The 21,563-nt window shown below is 46.9% G+C and carries 20 protein-coding genes; 9 read left to right on the forward strand and 11 right to left on the reverse strand.

Features of this window, described 5'->3' with window-relative positions:
• Positions 1 to 127 precede the first annotated feature (127 nt).
• Complete coding sequence (locus tag QUA70_RS09365) at positions 128 to 445, forward strand: hypothetical protein (RefSeq protein WP_333346566.1); 318 nt, start codon at positions 128 to 130, stop codon at positions 443 to 445.
• Positions 446 to 792: 347 nt separating this feature from the next.
• On the forward strand, positions 793 to 1,974 hold the full coding sequence (locus tag QUA70_RS09370; RefSeq protein WP_333346564.1) for an RtcB family protein: 1,182 nt from the start codon (positions 793 to 795) through the stop codon (positions 1,972 to 1,974).
• A gap of 118 nt (positions 1,975 to 2,092) precedes the next feature.
• On the opposite strand, the gene QUA70_RS09375 is transcribed toward QUA70_RS09370, so the two are convergent.
• Positions 2,093 to 2,464 carry a DUF4278 domain-containing protein gene (locus tag QUA70_RS09375; RefSeq protein ID WP_333346562.1) on the reverse strand — a complete coding sequence of 124 codons (372 nt, stop codon included), beginning with the start codon at positions 2,462 to 2,464 and terminating at the stop codon, positions 2,093 to 2,095.
• Positions 2,465 to 2,706: 242 nt separating this feature from the next.
• Positions 2,707 to 3,051, reverse strand: coding sequence for a BON domain-containing protein (locus QUA70_RS09380; protein ID WP_333140664.1), 345 nt, complete (start codon positions 3,049 to 3,051; stop codon positions 2,707 to 2,709).
• 151 nt (positions 3,052 to 3,202) lie between these two features.
• Between QUA70_RS09380 and QUA70_RS09385 the strand changes: the two genes are divergently transcribed.
• The gene (locus QUA70_RS09385) at positions 3,203 to 3,358 is read left to right on the forward strand and encodes a chemotaxis protein CheW (RefSeq protein WP_333346559.1); all 156 of its coding nucleotides are present in this window, start codon (positions 3,203 to 3,205) and stop codon (positions 3,356 to 3,358) included.
• Between the two features lie 71 nt (positions 3,359 to 3,429).
• Here the strand turns inward: QUA70_RS09385 and QUA70_RS09390 are convergent, their stop codons facing one another.
• From QUA70_RS09390 to purC, 8 genes are all read right to left on the reverse strand, one after another.
• Positions 3,430 to 4,695: a DNA cytosine methyltransferase gene (locus QUA70_RS09390; protein WP_333346557.1), complete on the reverse strand. Its 1,266-nt coding sequence runs from the start codon at positions 4,693 to 4,695 to the stop codon at positions 3,430 to 3,432.
• A 23-nt stretch (positions 4,696 to 4,718) separates the two neighbouring features.
• The gene (gene lpxB, locus QUA70_RS09395; protein WP_333346555.1) at positions 4,719 to 5,891 is read right to left on the reverse strand and encodes a lipid-A-disaccharide synthase; all 1,173 of its coding nucleotides are present in this window, start codon (positions 5,889 to 5,891) and stop codon (positions 4,719 to 4,721) included.
• Positions 5,892 to 5,924: 33 nt separating this feature from the next.
• Positions 5,925 to 6,077 carry a hypothetical protein gene (locus QUA70_RS09400; RefSeq protein ID WP_333346553.1) on the reverse strand — a complete coding sequence of 51 codons (153 nt, stop codon included), beginning with the start codon at positions 6,075 to 6,077 and terminating at the stop codon, positions 5,925 to 5,927.
• Positions 6,074 to 6,868: an acyl-ACP--UDP-N-acetylglucosamine O-acyltransferase gene (gene lpxA / locus QUA70_RS09405; RefSeq protein WP_333041218.1), complete on the reverse strand. Its 795-nt coding sequence runs from the start codon at positions 6,866 to 6,868 to the stop codon at positions 6,074 to 6,076. The genes QUA70_RS09400 and lpxA overlap by 4 nt, the downstream gene beginning before the upstream one ends.
• Before the next feature lie 270 nt (positions 6,869 to 7,138).
• Positions 7,139 to 7,660 (reverse strand): 3-hydroxyacyl-ACP dehydratase FabZ, encoded by a 522-nt coding sequence (gene fabZ, locus QUA70_RS09410; protein ID WP_333041219.1) that lies wholly within the window; start codon positions 7,658 to 7,660, stop codon positions 7,139 to 7,141.
• 78 nt (positions 7,661 to 7,738) lie between these two features.
• Positions 7,739 to 8,593, reverse strand: a complete 855-nt coding sequence (gene lpxC / locus QUA70_RS09415) for a UDP-3-O-acyl-N-acetylglucosamine deacetylase (RefSeq protein WP_333346549.1) — start codon at positions 8,591 to 8,593, stop codon at positions 7,739 to 7,741.
• 106 nt (positions 8,594 to 8,699) lie between these two features.
• A complete protein-coding gene (locus tag QUA70_RS09420) occupies positions 8,700 to 11,081 on the reverse strand; it encodes a BamA/TamA family outer membrane protein (protein ID WP_333324277.1) in 2,382 nt (793 codons plus the stop codon).
• A 181-nt stretch (positions 11,082 to 11,262) separates the two neighbouring features.
• A complete protein-coding gene (purC, locus tag QUA70_RS09425) occupies positions 11,263 to 11,991 on the reverse strand; it encodes a phosphoribosylaminoimidazolesuccinocarboxamide synthase (RefSeq protein WP_333324275.1) in 729 nt (242 codons plus the stop codon).
• Positions 11,992 to 12,251: 260 nt separating this feature from the next.
• On the opposite strand from purC, the gene QUA70_RS09430 reads away from it, so the two are divergent.
• The 6 genes from QUA70_RS09430 to QUA70_RS09455 all read left to right on the forward strand — a co-directional run bounded on the left by QUA70_RS09430 (position 12,252) and on the right by QUA70_RS09455 (position 20,232).
• Entirely contained in the window at positions 12,252 to 12,683 is a 432-nt protein-coding gene (locus QUA70_RS09430; RefSeq protein ID WP_333076249.1) for a response regulator, read from the forward strand.
• 122 nt (positions 12,684 to 12,805) lie between these two features.
• Complete coding sequence (locus QUA70_RS09435) at positions 12,806 to 16,222, forward strand: response regulator (protein ID WP_333346546.1); 3,417 nt, start codon at positions 12,806 to 12,808, stop codon at positions 16,220 to 16,222.
• Between the two features lie 210 nt (positions 16,223 to 16,432).
• Complete coding sequence (locus tag QUA70_RS09440; protein WP_333346543.1) at positions 16,433 to 18,766, forward strand: DNA phosphorothioation-associated putative methyltransferase; 2,334 nt, start codon at positions 16,433 to 16,435, stop codon at positions 18,764 to 18,766.
• A gap of 170 nt (positions 18,767 to 18,936) precedes the next feature.
• Positions 18,937 to 19,539: an SMI1/KNR4 family protein gene (locus QUA70_RS09445; RefSeq protein ID WP_333346540.1), complete on the forward strand. Its 603-nt coding sequence runs from the start codon at positions 18,937 to 18,939 to the stop codon at positions 19,537 to 19,539.
• 149 nt (positions 19,540 to 19,688) lie between these two features.
• On the forward strand, positions 19,689 to 19,949 hold the full coding sequence (locus tag QUA70_RS09450; protein WP_333346537.1) for a BrnT family toxin: 261 nt from the start codon (positions 19,689 to 19,691) through the stop codon (positions 19,947 to 19,949).
• Positions 19,939 to 20,232, forward strand: a complete 294-nt coding sequence (locus QUA70_RS09455; RefSeq protein WP_333410383.1) for a hypothetical protein — start codon at positions 19,939 to 19,941, stop codon at positions 20,230 to 20,232. Before QUA70_RS09450 ends, QUA70_RS09455 begins: the two co-directional genes overlap by 11 nt.
• 123 nt (positions 20,233 to 20,355) lie before the next feature.
• Here QUA70_RS09455 and QUA70_RS09460 read toward each other — a convergent pair whose 3' ends face one another.
• The gene (locus QUA70_RS09460; RefSeq protein WP_006631786.1) at positions 20,356 to 21,528 is read right to left on the reverse strand and encodes a TRC40/GET3/ArsA family transport-energizing ATPase; all 1,173 of its coding nucleotides are present in this window, start codon (positions 21,526 to 21,528) and stop codon (positions 20,356 to 20,358) included.
• Positions 21,529 to 21,563: the final 35 nt, after the last annotated feature.

The raw sequence follows: 21,563 nt of genomic DNA on the forward strand, positions 1-21,563 counted from the left end.
AGAAAAATCCCTGGCGAGTTTCTATCAATTTTAGAGAAAATAGCAATCAGGGCGCTGTTTTTGATTATACCCGACAATCCATCAAGTTATTTATTTTTCAGTCCTAATTAATACTGGTAATGGGAGAATGTACCTCATCGATATTGACAAAATGGAGATATCAGATGAACTTATTTTAATCGGTCACGAACCGCGTCCGTGTAAAGAACTTTATCCTACTCTTAAGGATCTTAAAGAACAGCTTTGCGGTGATTTGCACCATTTCTATCGTTTTGATTCAGATAGCATTGTGTCGGTTCACTCACAACTGCCGAGTCAAGAACCTGACTCTAAACAGAAGACATTAGTTATCTTCGGGGGAAAAGAGCTGTTTGGTTCGCTGGCGAAGGTACAACAATCCGCACCCTACAGTAAATTATTCATTCAATCTTTAGGCTTTTCTTAAGGATTTTCAATACAAAACGCTTCTTGTGCCGTGTTAGCTTTTCACTCGCTTTCCCACAATCCGACAGGGGTTTCAACCCCTGCCTCATAGCGAAAGTCGGTTAAAACCGACTGGAGATTTTGACGGGAAGTGCGATCGATTTTAGTCCTCTTTCAGAGGACTTTTGCTATGAGACAGGGAATTCATTCCCTGTCGGACTGTCGGACTCACAAACAATATCACTCCTCCATTTGATGTTAAGCTGACGCACCCTAATAAAATCAGCCAGTAAGGTGCATTTGACATCATCAATTATTGATGCTACAATATGTACTACACAGTAATAAGCAAAATAAATCTCCATAAAAATGCCCTACGAAAAATTAGACATATCAGCCCCAAAACCAGTCCTATCTTGGGCAAATCACGCCCTGGGCGAAAAAGAAACCAAGATGACCGCAAACGTAGCATCTTTGCCATTTGTATTCAAACACGTCGCACTAATGCCCGACGTACATTTAGGAAAAGGCGCTTTAGTCGGTTCAGTAATTGCTACAAAAGAAGCGATTATTCCGGCTGCTGTCGGAGTTGATATTGGTTGTGGCGTAATTGCTATCAAAATGCCTTTCACCGCCAACAAATTAGAAGGCAAACTCAAACAAATTCGCCTCGATATCGAAGCCGCAATCCCTGTGGGATTTTCAGAAAATAAAGAAGTAGAAAAAACTGTCACTAACTGGCAAAAATGGGGGGAGTTTAAGGAACTTCATCAAGGCGTGCAGCATCAAAACAATAAAGCCTTAAAACAAATGGGTTCCCTCGGCGGCGGTAATCATTTTATTGAGGTTTGCGTTGATACTGAAAACTTTGTTTGGCTGATGCTGCACTCTGGTTCTCGCGGCATTGGAAATTTGCTCGCACAGCAGCATATCGAGACTGCTAAAGATTTAGCTAAACTGGCAGAAATTAATCTGGCTGACAAAGATTTGGCTTATTTTGTAGCGGGTACGCGGGAGTTTGCGGCTTACTGGCACGATTTGCAGTGGGCCCAAGATTATGCTCGTTTTAATCGCGATGTGATGATGAATCGGTTTAAGCGAATTGTGGAAAAGCACGTCGCGGGCGGCAAATCTGTTAAGCCGTTATTAGAGGTGAATTGCCACCACAATTACGCGGAAAAAGAGGTGCATTTTGGCGAAAATGTGTATGTGACTCGCAAGGGTGCTGTACGCGCGGATGTAGAGGATTACGGGATTATTCCGGGTTCGATGGGGGCGAAGTCTTTCATTGTTAAGGGTAAAGGTAATGCGGAAAGTTACTGTTCCTGTTCTCACGGTGCGGGCCGCTTGATGTCTCGCACTCAAGCTAAAAATGTATTCACTCTCGATGATTTTGTGCGCCAGACTGAGGGGGTTGAGTGCCGCAAAGATGAGCAATTTTTAGATGAAATTCCGGGGGCTTATAAGTCGATTGATGAGGTGATGAGTCAGCAGTCGGATTTGGTGGAAGTTGTGGCGACTTTGAAGCAGGTGGTTTGTGTCAAGGGGTGACAGAAACTGGTTTATTTGTACTTCTACCTGGAAAGTGCTTTATGGGAAGAGGGGGAAAATCAAGTCGCTGTTGATTTCCCCCCTCTTTACAAACGCTTTGTTTTCTGAAGCTTTTTCTCTAACACACCATCTGTCTCGACTCAATTTCTAGCAAGCGCAGCAGTGTTTCATCGCCCTTGGCTTTGGCTGCTTGCTTTCTACGATCGAGAATATTGCAAATATTCGCCTGGTGGACTTGCGCCACTTCCACAACTGTTGGGTAATATTCCACCGTCGCTGAGGCGCTAGCTGCTGCGACATCCCGATCGCCAGCTTGAGCATCTCGCTTTTTGGTATAGTTTGTGCCGCCGTATTTTTTGGGGTTGGGAATGTGTCGCGGATACCGATAGTTCCAGTTTTGGCCCCGGTATTTGCCCGCGACTTCGCCTTCGATCATATCAACTGTCGGAATGTCGTACTCGTAGTTTGCGCCGCGATAAGTGAGTTTCATATTTTTTGATCCTTATATGTATGGAAATAAAAAGGGCAGTCAGGTCAGCTTGGGTTTTCTTGGCTAAAACTTTTTTAGTTTCTGTATTCAATTATACTGTTTTTTAAGATTAATCCGTTAAATTTACAAAAATTAATTTTTTGAGGGGGAAGCGGCAAGAAAAAACCCGCCGCAGCGGGTTTAATCGAGTTTTTGACTAATTCGAGCGGCACCCGGAGCGAAACTGCTTCGGTTCCGAAGAACTAGCCAACTGTCACCTGATCGGTTTGCACGCCTGCAGCACCTTCTTCAGCAGAAGCGATCGCCACCAACTTGTCGAGAATTTCCTGACTGGGAACTTGACCTTTGAGAACCACCGTGCCGCTGAGCTGAGCCACATAAACAGTCTCGATATCAGCAACTTCTGGATCGCCGTCAAAAGCTAAAGCAACCCGCTTCGCGAGGCCGCTTTCGTCAAAATTTCCGTCTGGGCCGACTTTAGCAGGAGCGATGGATTGCGCTTGGGCTGCTTGCTGTACTACTTGTGCCATCGGTTCAGCCTGGGGTGCAGGCTTTTCGAGTCCGAACAGTCTTTTAAACCAACCCATAGTATTTGAGTCTCCTGAAAATACACTTTTTACACAATAGCTCTAGAATTCCAAAAGACTTGTAATTGTTGCAAAACTCAGTGAAATTTCTCACAATGTTTTCCGGCAGACTTTCACAATCTCAAATCTCCTCTGATATCCAGATGTTGATTTGGCTATTTTATGTATAGGACGCTACGCCTTGGATTGCAGGCCAGTAGTGGAAATAGTTCCCACTTTTACCTTGAAAAAACTTCACAGCGCGCCGGAATACATTCCCGGTTTGTTTCACTACCGGGGACATCTCGTGCGGGTCATCGAAGTGTGATCACTGATACAGGGGACGCTAACCCGCGCTTAATTGGGGGTAGCCCTGCATATACGCTGTAAATCTAATTCTTAACTTTTTAGATAATATTGTTCTGCTTCCGACCAATTGAGTTTAAGCAACGAATCATCTCCCCATGTCAGCTTGAGACTCGGCTTAATGGCTGTCACGCCCAAAGCGCTAATAATCTGCGCTGCTACAGCTTTCGCCAGTAGTGGCGGTACAGAATTTCCGACTTGGCGAAAACCGTGCCATTTGGTGACGTGAAATCTAAACCAGTCAGGATAGGAATGCAGTCGCGCAGCTTCTCTGACTGTAATGCACCGAGGGGCGATCGGGTGAATTGGTCTCGGCGAAGTATAAGCCCCCCTCGCCCTGTCGGTTCCCGCCCTGAGAGTGTTGCAAACTCCGTCGGGGTGAAGCTTGTAAAAACGGCTGATCGGCTCTTTTTCGCCGTGTTTGGCAGCATGAAACCTTTCCATACATTCCTGAGAATGTTTAGTTCGCAAACTACAAGAGAGGATTTGTCGATCGTACTCGCGATCGTAGGAATAATCATCATCCAAACCATCAATTCCGCGCATTATACTCGCATAAGTGCTGCAGCAGTTTCCGTACTCCGCCATCACCCAATCTCGGTGCAATAACTCGCTGTACTTTTCCACATCCGGCAAATCTCCAATCGCATCCCAAACTGTCGGGACAGCAGGTAAATTAATTTTTTTATAGCGTTTAGGAATTTTAACTTTAGGCAGTATAGTAGTTTGATGAGGGTATTTGGGTAGCTCATAACCTTCTTTGCACCCAATCAAAAATAATCGTTTGCGAGCTTGCGGCACTCCATAGTGAACAGCGTTGAGAACTTGATAATTTTCTTCTACTTTATAGCCACGTTTCAGAAAAGAGCTAATTAAAACATTCAGGAGTTCTTTGTGTTCTCCTGATGCAATTCCCGGCACATTTTCCATTACAAAAAACTTGGGTTTTAGCTCCAAAACTAAGCGCTGAAAGTGAAAAATTAGAGAATTTCGTGGGTCGTCCACATCGCGCTTGCCCATCATCGAGAATCCTTGACAGGGCGAACCGCTGATTACTACGTCTATCTCGCGCCGCCCGATCGCCGATTTTTTCCGAATTTCTGAGCCCGTAAGCTGTGTGACATCTTTGCACAAAATAGAACACAGCGGGAAATTAAACTCGTGAGTGGCGCAGTGAATAGGGTCAATTTCGACTGATGCAAGTACATCAAACCCTGCTTGTTCAAAGCCCAGGGTCATGCCGCCCGCGCCTGCAAATAAATCAACAGCGATCGGTCGCTTTTTCCGATTGCTTGGCATAACATTTCAATAACAAAGTTGCTTTAATTTGCTGTATTTAATTTAACATTTTTCATTATTTCCGCAGCCGCCCGATCGCACACACCTACATCTCCGAGACTTTCGCGCATTTCCCGATAACCTGCCAAAGTTTGCTGGCGTCGATCGGCATTTTGCAGCAATTCCAGTGCGTGATTCACTATATTTTCCGCAGTAGCGTCGTCTTGCAGCAACTCCGGGACGATCGGCTTCATTTGCACCAAATTGGGCGGAGACATAAAAGGAATCGAAAATTTCAGGACGTGGCGAGCAATAATCGCCGTAATCGGACTGACGCGGTAGGCGACAACTTGCGGAACGTCGAGCAAAGCTAGCTCCAGATTAACAGTACCAGATTTAGCGATCGCCAGATCGGCAGCAGCCAAGATTTCCAGAGTTTGATTTTCTAACAAAGTAGCCCGCAAACCGTAATTCTCGATCGCCTGTTCAATTTTGCTGCGAAAAGCTTTGTTAGCAAGCGGAATCCAAAAATGAACTTCCGGCAATTTAGCTTGAATAATTTGAGCGGCCTCAAATATAACCGGCATCAGGTACTTCAGTTCTTGGTGTCTAGAAGCGGGAATTAGGGCGATCGACACCTGTTCCGGCACAATTCCCAAAGTTTTGCGGGCAACTTCCCGGCTGGGCGCAGATTGCATTCTATCCACCAAAGGATGACCAACCCAACTCACTTGAGCTCCTTTTTTTTGATAATAACAAGCTTCCTCTGGGAAAATTGCCAAAAGTTGGTCGCAAATATTGACAATCAGATCCGTATTGCGAGGAGAAATCGACCAAACCCATTCTTGAGGTGCGATGTACCAAACCACGGGCAAATCAGGCAAACAGCGCCGGATATAGCTGCCAATACCGAGATTTGGAGTCAAATAATCAATCAATACAACAGCATCGGGGCGGAAGTTTTTGAGATATTGTTTAGCTTTTTGCTGAACTTTGATGGTGGGCCAAATATACGGCACTGATTCTATCAAACCCATAGAACCAATGCCCACAGTATCGCCTAAAATAGTAGCCCCAGCTTCTGCCATACGAGGGCCACCCAATCCGGTTATTTCTAACTCAAAACCAGCGACGACAGCGTGACGTTTTAAGGCTGCAACTAACAAAGATCCTTGCAAATCGCCAGAAACCTCACCAGTGCTGATAAAAATTTTCATAAACTCCTCAATATCATCGGTAAGGTCGTCAGACTAAAAACTCTTTGAGTTACCTCTAGGTGGTGACTGACGCACCCTACAGATTCCTTCTTCTTCTTCTACTTCTTCCTTCGTGTCCTTCGCGTCTTCGCGGTTCAATAATACTAATTCTTCTTGCCCGAAAGAATTAATATAAGCCTGATTCACTTTTTGCCAGGAATCAAACCGCGCCGCCCTTTGGTTATAGACTGCTGCACAAATCTCTGCAGGTGCTGCAAGTGGGGGTTTTCGGGCAACAAATCCAACTGTTCCAAAGCTTGATTTAGAGTGTAGCCAGAATGGTATAGAATACGAAAAGTTTTCTTCAAAACTAGCAAATCTTCTGGGGTAAAACCGGCGCGTTCGAGGCCTATTTTGTTGATTGCTCGCACTCTCGAAGGATTCCCCTCGACTAGCATATAAGGAGGTACGTCTCGATCGATCCTGCTCAACCCGCCCACCATAGACAAGCGGCCGATGTGGACAAACTGGTGAACGCCCAAAACACCGCTCAATCGGGCTTGAGACTCGATTTTAACGTGTCCGGCTAAGGCTACAGCATTGGCGATAATTACTCGATCGGCGATCGCGCAATTGTGTCCCACATGAACATAAGCCATCAATAGATTATGATTGCCAATAGTCGTGCTTTCCCCGGCTCCAGTAGCGCGGTTAATTGTCACGTATTCCCGAATGAGATTGTTGTCGCCAATTTTCACCCTAGTCAGAGAACCCTCGTATTTCAAATCTTGAGGTTCCAAACCAATCGCCGCACCGGGGAAAATTTGATTGCGAGCGCCTATTTCTGTTAGCCCGTCGATAATTGCATGGGCGCCAATCTTAGTATCCGGCCCGATTTTCACTCTTTCCCCAATTACAGCATAAGCTCCCACTTCTACAGTCGGGTGAAGTTCGGCGCGGGGATGAATCACAGCAGTTGGGTGAATCAAAGTAAGCATTTTTTATTAGTCAGTTTTCAGTTTTCAGTTTTCAGTTTTCATACAAAATCAAGCTTAAATACCCCGTTTATTTCTTAGTCCGCGTCGGCCGACTTCGTTTGTGTAGTAGCGATTTTAATCGCCGAATCATCAGGGAGTAACAAACCAGGATTTAGTATCAGTAGTCCCTTGTCAATTGTCAATTGTCAGTTGTCATTAGGAATAGAGAGAAATTCCCAAATAACACATAACCAATCACCAATCACCAATCACCAATCACCAATCACCAATTTAATCTACCATCGAAAACGTCAATTCTCCTTCACAAACTTTTTGTCCGTCTACTTCAGCCAGAGCCTGCATTTTTGCGAAGCGGCGGCGTTTTACCCACAGCAATTCTACAGTCATCAGCAACTGATCGCCTGGTACAACCTGACGACGGAACTTGACTTGATCAATTCCGGTAAACATCCACAATCCTTGCTTAATGTCGGGCAACTGAGCCAGAACAATACCGCCCACTTGAGCCATCGCTTCGACAATTAATACTCCAGGCATAATCGGCCGTCCCGGAAAATGCCCTTGAAAATGCGGTTCGTTGAAAGTCACATTTTTAATTCCTACAGCCTTCTCGGAAGGCACGTAATCAACAATCTTGTCAACCAGTGCAAAAGGATAGCGATGAGGCAATAATTTCTGAACTTCTTCGAGAGTAAAAGTAGATTTAACCGCTGGAGAATCTTCACCGTTTTTGGTGGGGACGGATTCAGAATTAGCAGTATTGAGGGTGTTAACTTCAGTCAGCGTAGACATTGCTTGAAGACTTTTGAGTGTGGTATTGCAGAAGGCAGAAGGAAGATGCAATCTTAACAGAAGATCACCTGTTTTTTCCTAACTTTTATCTAGGGTAGCTAGAGCTTCCGATTTCAGGGCTTGGGCGAGTTGGACGTGCAGGTTGTGACTGGCTTTGTAAGCCAAGTAGTGAGCTTTTGGCCAAGTTCCGAGCAGACTGAGGTCGCCTGCTAGGTCTAGGATTTTATGGCGCACTGGTTCGTTGGCAAATCTCAAAGGCGGGTTGAGCCAGCCGGATCGATCGCAAACTAGGGCGTTTTCTAGGGTACCACCTTTGATCAAACCTGCTTGTCGCAATTGGTCAACTTGGCGAGCAAGTCCAAAAGTGCGGGCTGGGGCGATCGCCGTCGCAAAACTTTCTGCCTCTGGCGACCAACTGTACCATTGATTGCCGATCGCCTGTTCCTCAAAATCAATTCCGTAACTAAATCGAGTTTCGGCTGACGGTAAAGCCGCTGCAAAAGCATCCCCGTGACGCACCCAAATAGGCTGTTCTAGGACGAAGGAGGAAGTGGGGCCTTGCTTCGATTCTTGAGGAACTAAGCCGGTATGGGCGATCGCCTCTACCCAAACCTGGGCTGAACCGTCCAGCAGAGGCACTTCCGGCCCATCAACCTCAATTCGAGCATTATCCGCTCCCATCCCCGCCAAAGCGGCTAATAGATGCTCTACAGTGCGAATTTGAGCATCTATACCTGCGAGTTCCGTTGAAAGTGCCGTCTGACAAACCGCCTCAATTTTTGCAGGAATTCTCGGAGCACCAGGCAAGTCTATTCTGACAAAATAGCGGCCTTCCCCAACCTCCGCAGGCAAAACTCGGACGCGAGTTTGTGTGCCGCTGTGCAAACCGATTCCCGACAGTTCAAATTCAGATTTTAGGGTGTGAATAGTCATTAGTCATTAGTTAGTAGTCAACTCTCAACTGTCAACTCTCAACTGCCAACTGTCAACTGCCAACTGTCAACTGCCAACTCTCAACTCTCAACTCTCAACTGTCAACTTAGAATCGCTCACCAATCCCAAAGTGAATTTGATTGTCGCCAGTGTCGTTGATACCGTAATCGATCCGGATCGGCCCTAAAGGAGATTGAATCCGCACGCCGAGGCCGTAACCGTAACCGCTACCCGGCTTTCCGCGGATACCGGCAGGGTCGCCCGGGACATCTTCGCCCGTGCCCAAGTCGGTGCCAGCATCCAAAAATAGCGCTCCGCCGAGAAAGGAAATAATCGGGAAACGGTACTCAACGCTGGCTTCTAGGAAGCTGCGGCCGGCTCCCATGTCGCCTTCGTCGTATCCGCGCACCGAGTTGGCGCCGCCCAAGGCAAACGCTTCGTAGGGAGGCAAATCTCCGAATACGGTGCCGCCTCTAAAACTGAATGCCAGGGTTTGAGGGCCGGCGGCAAAGTTAGTGTACTGGACTGGTAGGTACAAGCTGTAGCTGGCCCGCAGGCGGTTTAACAGGATGCTGCCGGAACCTACAGGAATCGATTGTTCCATCCCAAACCGGAGCAGGGAACCGCTAGTCGGGCGGAGGGGGTCGTTGCGCCGATCGCGCACAACACCTGCTTGCAGTGTTGTCAAGTCGTCAGAGCCGGAATCGCTAAAACTTAACAGGTTGCCAAGTTCGTCCTCGGACTCGCGCCTGCCTTTGCGATCAGTAATTGAGACTCGCTGGTACTGCAAGCCGACTGAAGCAGTCCACTCAGAATCGGCAAAAGGATTGCGCGACAGGGGACGGGTGAAATTGATACCGGCACCGGTGCGGACGATGCGGGGTCGATCGTCGTTGGGCAATCTGACTTCCCGTTCCCCGCCGTCAAAAATCACGCTGATCGATCGTCTTCTAAACGCATTAATCGTGTAAGAAGTCCGGTAAGGATCGCCCGCAATCCAGGGGTCAGTAAAACTCAGGTCAAACAGCGTTTGGCGTTCCCCGATTTGTACTTCAGCCCCCAATTTCTGGTTCCTACCTCTCAAGTTTTGCTGCTGGTAACTCACCGTACCGAACAACCCCGTCGCGGAACTCAAACCCGCACCCGCCGCCAGAGAACCGGTATTTTTCTCGATGACGTTGACAATTACTCTTGCCTTGCGGGGGTCAGTCGTTCCCGGTTCCAAGGCAAGTCGCACGTCTTCAAAAATTCCCAAACCAAACACCCGCCTCAAGTCCCTTTCCGCCTTGGTGCGGTTAAAGATGTCTCCGGGCTTAAGTTCTACTTCGCGGGTGATGACAAACTGACGGGTGTTGCCTCCGATCGGCTGACCCGTGGCATCTGTTGCCTCTCCCTCCTTGTTCAGGAAGCGGACATCAACGGATTCGATCTGGCCTTCTGCCACTACCAGGGTGACAGTGCCGTCGTCTGCTACTTGCGGGGCATCAGTGATTTGGCCCAAAACATAGCCGTTCTCTTGATACCACGCATTAATTTTTTTCACTCCCTCCTCAAAGCGGCGGAGGTTGAGAATTTTGCCGTATTGATCGCGGAAGCTTTCGTCAATTACGCTTTGGGGCAGCACTTGCTGACCGGTGATTGTCACTCCCCGCAGCACTGGGTTTGGCTGCACAATAAAAGTCACCCGGACGCCCAACGGGGTGTCTTCGGGTACTGCGCGCACGTTTCTGAAAAAGCCCGTGGCAAAAATGGCGTTGATGTCTTGTTGCAGTTGGCTGCGGTTGGTCGTGCGTCCCGGTTGGGTGCTGATGACTCGGTAAATTTCGCTTTCCAGGTCTTCCGTCGCCCCGGTTACTGTAACTTCTGCAACTAGCACTTGCGGTTCGGCAGCCCCAGCGGGTGCGGGGGTTTGTCTCGGCTGCGGTGCTGGGGCAGAGGGCAATTGGGGAACGGTGTTAGCGGGCGGCCTGGTCGGGGCCGGTATTGTCGGAACTTGGGCGTTTTGAGCGATCGTCCCTGATTCCTCTGGTTTCCCTAGCTCTGCTGCGATCCAGGCGGGCGTTACAGCCGATACATCGGGGGGGAGCGAGCTGCCCTGTGGCGATCGCCCGTGCAGGGCGTTTTGGCTGCTAGAGGCGGGGGAGGGGTTGGATGCTAGCTCGGGTTTGAGTTGAAGGCTCGAAGGCGAAACCGGGGAGGGCGTGTCTGTGAATCGGTCTGGGGGTTCGTTGGGTGCTCCTCTGGCAGGGGCCGCAGCTATTGTTAGAGCTTCGGCTTTGCTGGTTTTAGGGGCTTTGCGATTTTGAGGAGGGTTTTGGGTTAATTCTGGAATGGGGCGATCGGGTAGTTCGATCGAATCAACGGGGGTAACGGCAGCCAAAGTTTCCTCTGCTGATTCAGAGTAGGATGTTTGGCCGCTTGCAGAATTTGATAACCCGAATGTTGCTGAGGCAGTAAAAACTGCCACCAATACAGCAGATAAACGCATTTTTGTTCACTTTTTTAGGCAATCCACACACCACATTAGCCATCAGTCATCAGTCATCAGTCATTAGTCATTAGTCATTAGTTATTGAGTCGGTTGAATTTGCCGCTGACTGCTAACTGTTGACTGCTGAGTGCTGAATGTCCGTGACAAACTGTGCAATTGTAGCGCATTACCAAGGCCTCTAGACTTTCTGAGCGAGAACCCGTTGGAGAACTTGCTGGTAAGCGGTTTCTACCGATCCTAAGTCGCGGCGGAATCGGTCTTTGTCCATCACACGGGCATCGGGGTCGGCTTCTGCGTTGTCCCAGAGGCGGCAAGTGTCGGGACTGATTTCGTCAGCGAGAATCAGATTTTGATGTTGGTCGATACCGAATTCTAGTTTGAAGTCTACTAGAGTGATGCCACACTGGCTGAAAAATTCCTTGAGTATTTCGTTAATTTCGCGGGCGGCGATTTCTAGTTGGTCTACTTGTTCGGGGGTGGCTAGCTGCATTAGCAGCAGTCGGTCGCGGGTCAGCAGTGGGTCTCCCAAATCGTCGTTTTTGTAATAAAACTCCACCAGCGGCGGATTGACAATTGTGCCGAGAGCGAGTCCCGTTTGCTTGCAAAGACTGCCGGCGGCAATGTTTCTGACTACGACTTCTAATGGCAAGATTTGGACGCGACAGACTCGCATTTGGTTGGGGGCCGGCGTGTCGATGAAGTGGGTGGCAATGCCTTTGGCTTCTAGCATCCGAAACAGGTGGGCGGATACGGCGCAGTTGATTTCGCCTTTGCCGACGATGCTGCCGCGTTTCTGGGCGTTAAAGGCTGTGGCGTCGTCTTTGAAGTGGGTCAGCAAAATTTCGCTGTCTTCGGTGGAGTAGAGGATTTTGGCTTTGCCTTCGTAGAGTTTGCGATCAGCTGACATGGCGATTAATAATAAGGTAGATGAGTTTTAGATTTTACAGTAGCTCGATCGGGCGTTATTGGCGAGTTTTTGGATCTCGGCTGCCCCGCTTATGTCCCTGACCGGCGAGTACCCCTACAGGTAGATACCGTGATGGGTGAGGCATAAATGATTCTTTACAAAGGAAAATAGAGATGAGACCTGCTGGGTTCGCGATCCGTGCTGCCTAAACCTCGCCAACGAGACGGGCGCTTAAAAAACATCTATAAAATGGCTGATTTATGCAAGACAAAAAAATTCATATTCTCTTGGTAGAAGATGATGAGGTTGATGTGATGAACGTCCGGCGAGCTTTCAAAAAAAATAACATCGTCAACCCCCTCTACATTGCTGCCAATGGATTAGAAGCTCTAGCCATATTGCGTGGGGAAGGAAAAATAGACCCTCCGATGCCTCAAGCGCGCCGGTTGATTTTGCTGGACTTGAATATGCCGAGAATGAGCGGGATCGAGTTTTTGCAAGAATTGCGACTGGATGAATGTTTGAGGTCGATTCCGGTAATCGTCCTCACAACTTCTAATGAAGATAGAGATAAAGTAAAAGCTTATAATTTGAATGTAGCGGGTTATATTCTTAAACCTGTGACTTTTTCTAATTTTGTGGAAGTGATGGCTACCCTAAACAGATACTGGATGCTGAGCGAAATTCCCTAAAACAGGGAAATTTTAATACAAAATTTTTTTTTATGTGGCTTTGGGATTTTTCAGCGATGCAGTTGTTTTAATTCCTTTTTTCAGACAGCAGATTTTTCGGAGTAATCCACAATTCGATTGTTATGGACAAAATTCTCACAATTCTGATAGTAGATGACGATGCAGTCGATCGAATGGCGATCAAACGCTCGCTCAAGTCCGCTGGTGTTTCGGCAGAAGTTACTGAAGCAGAAGACTGCGCGGATGCCCTGACCCAACTCTCGGTCAGCAAAAATTCTACTCAGGCTACCGCAACACTCTCCAAATACAATAAATCTCAACTTTTAAGCGAGGTTGAGGAGACAGAAAAGGGGCTGCTATTAAATCAAATATTTGAGTGCAAATTTGACTGCGTATTCCTCGACTACGGATTGCCCGACGGAGACGGGCTGAGTTTGGTAAAAAATCTACGAGAAGCTGGGCTGAAAGTTCCCTTAATTGTACTCACAGGTCAAGGCGACGAACAAATTGCTGTGGAATTGATGAAGGCCGGAGCTTCTGATTATATCGCTAAAAACAAGCTTTCTCCCGATAGTTTATCTCGCAGTTTGTACAATGCGATGCGCGTTTACAGCGCCGAATATCAAGCGTTTCATACCAGTCAAAAGCTCAAGGAAAGTGAGGAACGATACAGGTTAGTGTTAGAGGGAGTGAACGACGGAATTTGGGATTGGGATTTAAGTAAAAATGAGGTTTATTGGAACGATCGCCTTTTGGAAATTATTGGTTTGTCGCGGGAGGAATTTGGCAGCACGATGGAAGCTCTATACAACCGCCTGCACCCCGATGACAAGGAGGGAATCGTCGCGGCGCTCGCCGCTCACTTGGAACAAGAAATAAACTATAATGTAGAATTCCGGCTACTACACTCGAACGGTGTTTACCGCTACTGCACTTCTCAGGGAAAAGCTCAGCGCAATTCCCAAGGAAAAGCGCTGCGAATGGCCGGCATGATTAGCGACATTACTGAGCGGAAACAGGCAGAATATGCTCTGGAAAGGGAACGGCAGCAACTGAAACAAATTATTACTTGCGTGCCGGTAGCAATGGCGATGTTCGATACGGAAATGCGCTATTTAGCTAACTCGCACAAATGGCTGACTCAATTTAATTTTGAGTGGCAGTCGCTGACTAACCTCAGTCATTACGAATTGTTTCCAGATACCCCGAATCGCTGGAAAGTAATGTATCAACAAGTGCTGAGAGGTGAGGTAGTTTCTGTGAGCGAAGATGCTTGGGAACGAGCAGATGGCTCTGTTATTTACCTGCGCTGGGCCGCTCACCCTTGGTACAATCCCGACGGTAAAGTAGGGGGAATTGTGATGGTTGCCGACAAGATTAATGAGTTGGTGGAAGCGCGGGAAACTGCCTTAGAAGCTAGCCGGGTGAAGTCACAATTCTTGGCGAACATGAGTCACGAAATTCGCACTCCGATGAATGGGGTTTTGGCAATGGCTCAATTGCTGCTGCGCGCTCCACTGGAATCGAAACAACGGGACTGCGCTCAGACTATTTACCGCAGTGCTGAACATTTGCTGAACGTTATTAATGATATCCTCGATTTCTCTAAGATTGAAGCTGGAGAAATGCGGCTGGAAAAGTCTGATTTTGATTTGGATAACTGCGTTGAGTCGGTGATAGAAATCATAGCGCATTTGGCTGAAGAAAAAGGTATTGAATTGAATATTTTAGTGGACAGTTCAGTGCCCAGAAAGTTGGTGGGGGACTCAGGCAGATTGAAGCAAGTTTTGCTGAATTTGACGGGTAATGCCATAAAATTTACCGATCGCGGTCAAGTTCTAATTCACGTAACGGTGAAACAGGGCAACCGACTGGCAGAGGGTAGACAAGGGGCAAGATTGCTATTTTCGGTGCGGGATACTGGCATTGGAATTTCGGCCGAAGGGCAAACAAAGCTGTTCCAATCTTTTTCTCAGGTAGACGATTCTCCTACTAGACCTTACGGCGGGACGGGTTTGGGTTTGGCTATTTCCAAGCAGTTAGTGGAGATGATGGGAGGCGACATTGGAGTTCGTAGTTTGCTAGGCAGCGGTGCGACTTTTTGGTTTGCTGTACCTTTGGAAAAACAGTTACAAGTTGAGCCTAATGAACCCGAACTTGTGGGCAAGAAACTGTTAGTAGTCTCTGGAAGTGCTTTGAGGAGGGCAGCGGTGCGATCGATCGCTCAAAGTTGGGGCGCCCGCTGCGATGAGGCAGAAACTGCTGCTGAGGCTTTGAGGTGGTTAAAAAATGCCCAGGGCGGGATTTCTCAGCATTCAGGGCAGGCGGGAAAAAGCTGGGATGTGGTGCTTGTGGACTTGCAAATGCCGGAGTTGAATGGGGAGGAATTTGCTAGGAAAGTGCGATCGACCTCGACAGTTGGATTGTTAATCGCCATGACTGCTTTACGAGAACAGCCGAAGGCTGAAGCGCTTTGCAGTCGGGGTTTTAACGGATATTTGATCGAGCCGGTGCGGCCAAGCCGCCTGCTTAAAACTTTGCTGGCGCAGGTGAAGGGAACAGGAGATTTTGGGAGATTGGAGGCTGCTAATACTTGCAAGTTGCCAGCAGTTGATTCTCAATATATTACTCCCAATTCGCCGTCACCCCTGAAAATTTTGGTGGCGGAAGACCACCCGATCAATCAACAAGTTCTTGTCGAACAGTTGGCAGTTTTAGGCTATCAGGCTGACTGCGTGGTCAACGGTCAAGAAGCGCTGGATTTGCTGGCAAAAAAAAGCTATGATTTAGTGCTGATGGACTGTCAAATGCCGGTACTTGACGGTTATAAAACGGCACAAAAGTTAAGGCAAATCGAAGGAAGCGATCGGCATACTGTTGTGATGGCTTTAACTGCTCATGCTATGCCGGGGGAACGAGAAAAGTGTCTGGCGGCGGGGATGGACGATTATCTCAGCAAACCTGTAGATTTAGATGCTTTGGCGGCGGCTCTGAAAAAGTATGAAGCCCGAAACGTTGACGGTGAAAATAAGTATGGAGTTAAAAGTATTAATTCGGAAAATAAATCTCAATTAGCAACAAATTATACAGAAGTTGTGGAAAAAGCGCAGGTTGTGGCTGGGCCGGCACCAAGGGCGATCGCACTTCAAACTTGGGAACATAGAGACTACGACGGACTGTTCGACAAGAGCAGATTGGAGCAACTCGGACGAGTTAATATTAAATTGCCAGAACGACTTTTGCAAGCTTTTGTGGCAGACGCGCAAGCTGATGTAGCTGCTGCCAAAATAGCCGTAGAAGCTAAAGATTGGCAAGCTGTGGAATATCAAGCACACCGTCTCAAGGGAACTTCGGCTAATGTGGGAGTTGCTCTGATGTCGGATTTGGCAACACAATTGGAGCATCAAGCGCGAGGCTTTCAATCTGAAGCAACAGGGGTGGAATTGTCAAATATTGAGAGGATTGAAAACATATTAGTGAGTTTGTCAAGTCATTTAGCCCGGGTTCAAGAATTTGTGGAAACTCGAATGTTTGGTTAATATCTTACTCGCTCGGAGTCGATCGTAGTCGGCGATTTTAATCGCCCTTACAAAAACGAAGTCCCTCTCTAAGAGACTAAGAAATAAAGCGGTGCGGTACGGAGTGTGCATCCTAGATATAGAAATTTTAGGAAAATTTTGTTTTTTTATTTATTCACTCCGTGTCCTCTGCGTTCTCTGCGGTTAATTTAAAAAACAATTAATTTAGCTATGAATTACGATACCCGTACAAACACTATTTTAGATAGCACTTCATTAGAAAATGATGAAAAACTGCTAACGCCTTTGATGATTTTTGCTCAAGAAGTTTTATTATACGAAAACGAGGCTATCTCAGAGCAAGATTCTATAAAGGCTGTGCCGTACTCGCCCGATGAAATCAATAATTTATGTGTTGACAATTGGGTGGCAAAAGTGGCTCGCTGCTGTCGGGAAAGCAAGGTGGGAAAAAAATTACCGACGGCTTTTTACGTTCACGTTTCGGCTTTGCAGACACTCAACCCTGTCCTCGGAATTTACGAAAATTGTGCCAGACGCACTCTCGAAAATATTGATGAAGCAACTTTAGTTAAATTTTCACTCCATCAACCTAAAATATCTTATCTTTTTTACCCTGATTTCGATACAGATGCTCATCCTGCTTTGCAAACCAGCATCCAAATTAATCTAGCAACAGGGGAAGTTAAATGTTTCGATTACAGCAACAGCGAAAATCCTCCTGTTTTGCACCGCAAGGAAACTTTTGTAGCTGCGGATTATCCCCATTACGAAAAGTTTTCGAGGCTGACTCGCTGCGAGGAAGGATGGGGACTGCTTGACAACACTAGCGTTATCGGCACTCGTGAGGGTTGGCTCAAATACTTGGGATATTGCGGTGTGGAAATCCAAGATCATGCTGTTGTCGAGCGTTTGAAACAGGAGAATAGCGAGCTATCAATTCCCAAAATCGAGCGACACAAAGCTGCGATGGTACGCAACTCTCTTTCTAAACCTTTGCGTCTGGTTTTAGAAGCTGATTTAGCGATCGATGGGGCGACTTTTTTTGACTACGGTTGCGGTTACGGCGGGGATGTTAAATATATTGCACAAGAGGGTTATGCTATTTCTGGTTGGGATCCATACTATCAGCCGGATACTCCGCGAACTTGTGCAGATATTGTGAATATTGGTTATGTGATTAATGTAATTGAATCTTTGGCGGAACGCCGAGAGGCTTTACTGAATGCTTGGGAATTAACTAAGAGTTTATTAGTTGTAGCGGCTCAAGTTTTGATTGATGATAGCGACAGAGGTCAAATTGCTTATGGGGATGGGGTGATTACTTCTCGGAATACTTTTCAGAAGTATTACGAACAGGAAGAGTTGAAGGTTTATATTGACCAAGTTTTGAATGTTGATGCAATTCCTGTTGCTTTGGGGATTTATTTTGTGTTTCGGGATGCGGCGGAGGGTGAAAGTTTTCGTGCTTCTCGCTTTCGATCGCACTTATCGACTCCCAGAGTGCGATCGCAAGTTAAGCGGTTTGAGGATTATGCGGAAATGTTGGCTCCTTTGATGGCTTTTGTGAGCGATCGGGGCCGCCTTCCGGTAAAAGGCGAACTAGCGGAAGAATCGCCAATTAAGGAGGAATTTCACAGTTTTAATCGCGCTTGGAGGGTGATTTTGCAAGCAACCGACGCGGATGATTGGGAGAAAATCGCCGACAAGCGCCGCCAAGATTTGCTGGTGTATCTCGCTCTCAACGGTTTGGGCGATTCCCTACGGGATAGCTACGCTTCACGACCTTCAATGCGCCGACTCCCGGCTCAAATCCGCAACGACATCAAAGGTTTGTTTGACAATTATCAAAAAGCTTGCACTTTGGCAGATTTAATGCTATATAGTTTGGGCAAAGCTGATATTGTTGCGGATTGCTGCGAAGATAGTGCGATCGGCTACAAACAGCCCGGTTCCCTTTCCGTTCACGTCTCTGCATTAGAAGAACTTGACCCTTTGCTCAGGCTCTACGAAGGCTGCGCCAACCGCACAATTGGCAGGCTTGACGGCGCGACAATCATCAAATTTTACGCTGGCCAACCTCAAATTTCCTATTTATTTTATCCCGATTTTGACACTAACCCGCATCCAGCCCTCCACACGGCTATGCACATACATTTGCGCGACCTTTCTGTCAGCTATCAAGATTATTCCGATGTGTACAATCCGCCCATTTTAGTGAGAAAAGAAGCTTTTGTTAGTCCTAATTATCCCCATTACGAAAAGTTTGTGAAACTCACCCGCCAAGAAGAAAAGTTAGGGATTCTCGATGGTGGCGCAGTTAAAAAACATCGGGAATGGGTGAAGTGTTTGGAGGAAAATTGCGTAAAAATTAAGGGTCATAAGTTGTTTTGGCGATCGAATGCTGACCCCGAAAAGTTGAAGATGCTGAAAACAAATGCGTCGGAACGCCAGCAGAAAAAGATTGAGCTTAATGCGGGAAAGATTGAACAAACCGCAGAGGGCACAGAGGAGGGAAAAGAAGATGGACAAAAGGTTCAGATTTAAGGAGTTGAGCGTGGTTAGGATTGCTATAATGACCTGAGCGATCGTTAGAGTCAAAAAGTAGCAGGGAAAGAGAGTCAGCACCCCGCTTTAATTTTAGGCGGTTAAAACCGCTATCTCGCTTTCCTCTGAGTTCTCGTATAGACTGAGTTTCCAGCTTCCGAGGTTGTCTCATGAAAATAATTTGGGAAAGAATTGATAATTGGCTGGCAGCCAATGCACATCAAGTGCTGAAAAGTCTCAGACCGGGCGCTACTGATGAGGAGCTCGATCGGGCAGAAGCATTCTTTGGTGTAGAGTTTCCCGAAGATTTCAAGCTGTGTTACCGCGTGCATAACGGCCAGGATGAAGAATCTTATTCCCTGTTCCCCAACTTGGAGTTCCTCTCTCTCCAAAGCGCGATCGAAATATCTGAAAAATGGCAGGATTGTTCAGACGATAATTTTAGGTGCGATCGCGACGACATTTTTGAAGGAATCTGGAACGGTTGGTGGAACCCGAATTGGATTCCATTCACAAACGAAAGCAATGGTGCTTGCGAATGCGTAGATTTAGCCCCAGCAGCAGGCGGAAATGTTGGACAAGTCATTATTGTTGAGTGGCAGGAGCCTACTAGAGGGCTTATTGCACCTAATTTTCGAGTTTATCTGGAGATTTTTGCAGATGCACTAGAACGAGGAGAATATCGGTTCTCTGAGAATGGTTATGGGTTAGTCGATCTAGTTGACTTTGAAATACTCGATCGCGCAGTTGATACTGGTCGATACCGCCCATAAACTGCACCCAGCGCCTGAGCCGTTTGCTAAAGTGCTCGATACCTGTCTAGCAATCGTCTAACTAAAAAAACGTATTGACATTGTACATATATTTTACCTATACTAGGGAGCCTGAATGTATACTTCGTGCTCAATGGCATTACCTTCGTATGGGACGACTCAAAAGCGCGGATCAATCCCACAAATCATCATGGGGTTACTATTTACAACAAGCTGCTGAATCCTTCTTTGACCTATTTCTAGTTGTCGTTGATGCCAGCCGCAATCAGGAAGCGCGTGATGCTGTGATTGGGCTAGATAGTCGGTGGAATCTACTGTATGTGGTTCACATTGAGCGCGAAGAGAATGTCATTCTGATTATTTCAGCACATAAAGCAACTCGTCAGGAGAGGGTAGAGTATGAAGGTTGAAGCATTAAAGCAGCGATTAGACCGAAACCGTCCAATGACTAGCGTGACGATCCGTATGCCCGAAGATGTTGTGGAAGATCTAAAGAAAGTGGCACCATTGTTGGGTTTTTCGGGTTATCAGCCATTAATTCGTGCTTATATCGGTCAAGGTTTGCGCGTTGATTTAGAACGATTTGAGAGCGAGACAGTGACAGCCTTAGTAGCAAGTTTGAAGCGTCGAGGTGTCAGCGATGAAGTGATTGATGAGGCATTAAAGGAAGTCGTTAATGCTAAATCATGTTAATTGTATCTAGCCAGCAGTACAAAAAGGTGATCGATACCTGCACGCGAGGTCAAAAACCCGGTTTATGCCTCAATATCTCAAGGGAGAAACCGGGTTTTTTAGGTTGATAGTGCGTAAGTCTTGTTAAGCAAACTTAATCTTCAAATAATCATCCTCCATCTTCGCCCCCGAAGGTTGCAGCGCCGCTAAAGCTTGCGGCAACACCAAATTACGGCGGTGGTTCCCAATCCGAACATTCAACTCATCTCCCGTTTTGCTCAACTGAATTTGATCCTTAGCAATTCCTGGCAAATACAGTTCAAGACTATATTGATTGTTTTCCTGCACGATCTTAATCGTATTTTCTTTGTAATAAACTTGACTGGGGTCTTCGTCTTTGTAAAGAGTTTCTTTCAACCGTTCCAAAGCTGCCAAACCGCACATTTCTTCTGAATAAAGTGGCACCTCCTTAACTGGCAGTGGCATGAAATCTGAGTGAATTTCCTGACGGTACTGCTCCTGGCTTTCTTTCCAACGTTTGAAAAATGGGTCAGTTACTTCTGCGGGAATAATCCGGTTAGCTACTACTAAATCAGTGGCTACATTGTACAAACTCAAATAGGCATGAGCGCGCAGAGACTCTTTAATTACCATTTTTTCGGGATTAGTAACTAACCTTACCGAAGTGACAGTATTGTCAGTTAAAACCTTTTCCAAAGCTTCGATTTGTTCGTAAAATTCGTAAGGTGCATCCATCACCTCTTTGTCTGGTAAAGAAAAACCCGCAAGTGGTCTAAAAATAGGTTCAACTAAAGGCCGAAGGGCGGCTGATATGCCTTGCAGTGGCTTGTAAAATTTTCTCATGTACCAGCCGCCAACTTCCGGCAAACTTAGCAGTCTCAATGCAGTGCCAGTTGGGGCAGAATCGATAATTAAAACATCAAATTCGCCTTCGTCATAATGCCGCTTCATCCGCACTAAACCGAAGATTTCATCCATTCCTGGCAAGATGGCTAATTCTTCAGCTTGCACCCCTTCGAGTCCCTGCGCTCGCAACACTTGAGTAATGTAGCGCTTAACGGCTCCCCAATTGCCTTCTAATTCCCTGAGAGCGTCTAATTCGGCTCCCCACAAATTCGGTTTCACCAGCCGCGAATCGTGTCCGAGTTCCATGTCAAAGCTGTCGGCTAAGGAGTGAGCGGGATCTGTGCTCAGCACTAGGGTTTTGTATCCCAATTCGGCACACCGCAGCCCAGTCGCCGCGGCTACGGAGGTTTTGCCGACGCCGCCTTTTCCGGTCATTAATATTAAACGCATTGATTGTTTAGCTCGCCTGAAAATTCTTTACTTCT

Origin of the sequence: Microcoleus sp. LAD1_D5 (genome assembly GCF_036702115.1) — a bacterium.
Taxonomy (GTDB): Bacteria; Cyanobacteriota; Cyanobacteriia; order Cyanobacteriales; family Microcoleaceae; genus Microcoleus.

Coding starts and splice junctions, on each gene's coding strand:
- QUA70_RS09365 (WP_333346566.1), top strand. CDS start 128: ATGTACCTCATCGATATTGACAAAATGGAGATATCAGATGAACTTATT.
- QUA70_RS09370 (WP_333346564.1), top strand. CDS start 793: ATGCCCTACGAAAAATTAGACATATCAGCCCCAAAACCAGTCCTATCT.
- QUA70_RS09375 (WP_333346562.1), bottom strand. CDS start 2,464: ATGAAACTCACTTATCGCGGCGCAAACTACGAGTACGACATTCCGACA.
- QUA70_RS09380 (WP_333140664.1), bottom strand. CDS start 3,051: ATGGGTTGGTTTAAAAGACTGTTCGGACTCGAAAAGCCTGCACCCCAG.
- QUA70_RS09390 (WP_333346557.1), bottom strand. CDS start 4,695: ATGCCAAGCAATCGGAAAAAGCGACCGATCGCTGTTGATTTATTTGCA.
- lpxB (WP_333346555.1), bottom strand. CDS start 5,891: ATGAAAATTTTTATCAGCACTGGTGAGGTTTCTGGCGATTTGCAAGGA.
- lpxA (WP_333041218.1), bottom strand. CDS start 6,868: ATGCTTACTTTGATTCACCCAACTGCTGTGATTCATCCCCGCGCCGAA.
- fabZ (WP_333041219.1), bottom strand. CDS start 7,660: ATGTCTACGCTGACTGAAGTTAACACCCTCAATACTGCTAATTCTGAA.
- lpxC (WP_333346549.1), bottom strand. CDS start 8,593: ATGACTATTCACACCCTAAAATCTGAATTTGAACTGTCGGGAATCGGT.
- QUA70_RS09420 (WP_333324277.1), bottom strand. CDS start 11,081: ATGCGTTTATCTGCTGTATTGGTGGCAGTTTTTACTGCCTCAGCAACA.
- purC (WP_333324275.1), bottom strand. CDS start 11,991: ATGTCAGCTGATCGCAAACTCTACGAAGGCAAAGCCAAAATCCTCTAC.
- QUA70_RS09430 (WP_333076249.1), top strand. CDS start 12,252: ATGCAAGACAAAAAAATTCATATTCTCTTGGTAGAAGATGATGAGGTT.
- QUA70_RS09435 (WP_333346546.1), top strand. CDS start 12,806: ATGGACAAAATTCTCACAATTCTGATAGTAGATGACGATGCAGTCGAT.
- QUA70_RS09440 (WP_333346543.1), top strand. CDS start 16,433: ATGAATTACGATACCCGTACAAACACTATTTTAGATAGCACTTCATTA.
- QUA70_RS09445 (WP_333346540.1), top strand. CDS start 18,937: ATGAAAATAATTTGGGAAAGAATTGATAATTGGCTGGCAGCCAATGCA.
- QUA70_RS09450 (WP_333346537.1), top strand. CDS start 19,689: ATGGGACGACTCAAAAGCGCGGATCAATCCCACAAATCATCATGGGGT.
- QUA70_RS09455 (WP_333410383.1), top strand. CDS start 19,939: ATGAAGGTTGAAGCATTAAAGCAGCGATTAGACCGAAACCGTCCAATG.
- QUA70_RS09460 (WP_006631786.1), bottom strand. CDS start 21,528: ATGCGTTTAATATTAATGACCGGAAAAGGCGGCGTCGGCAAAACCTCC.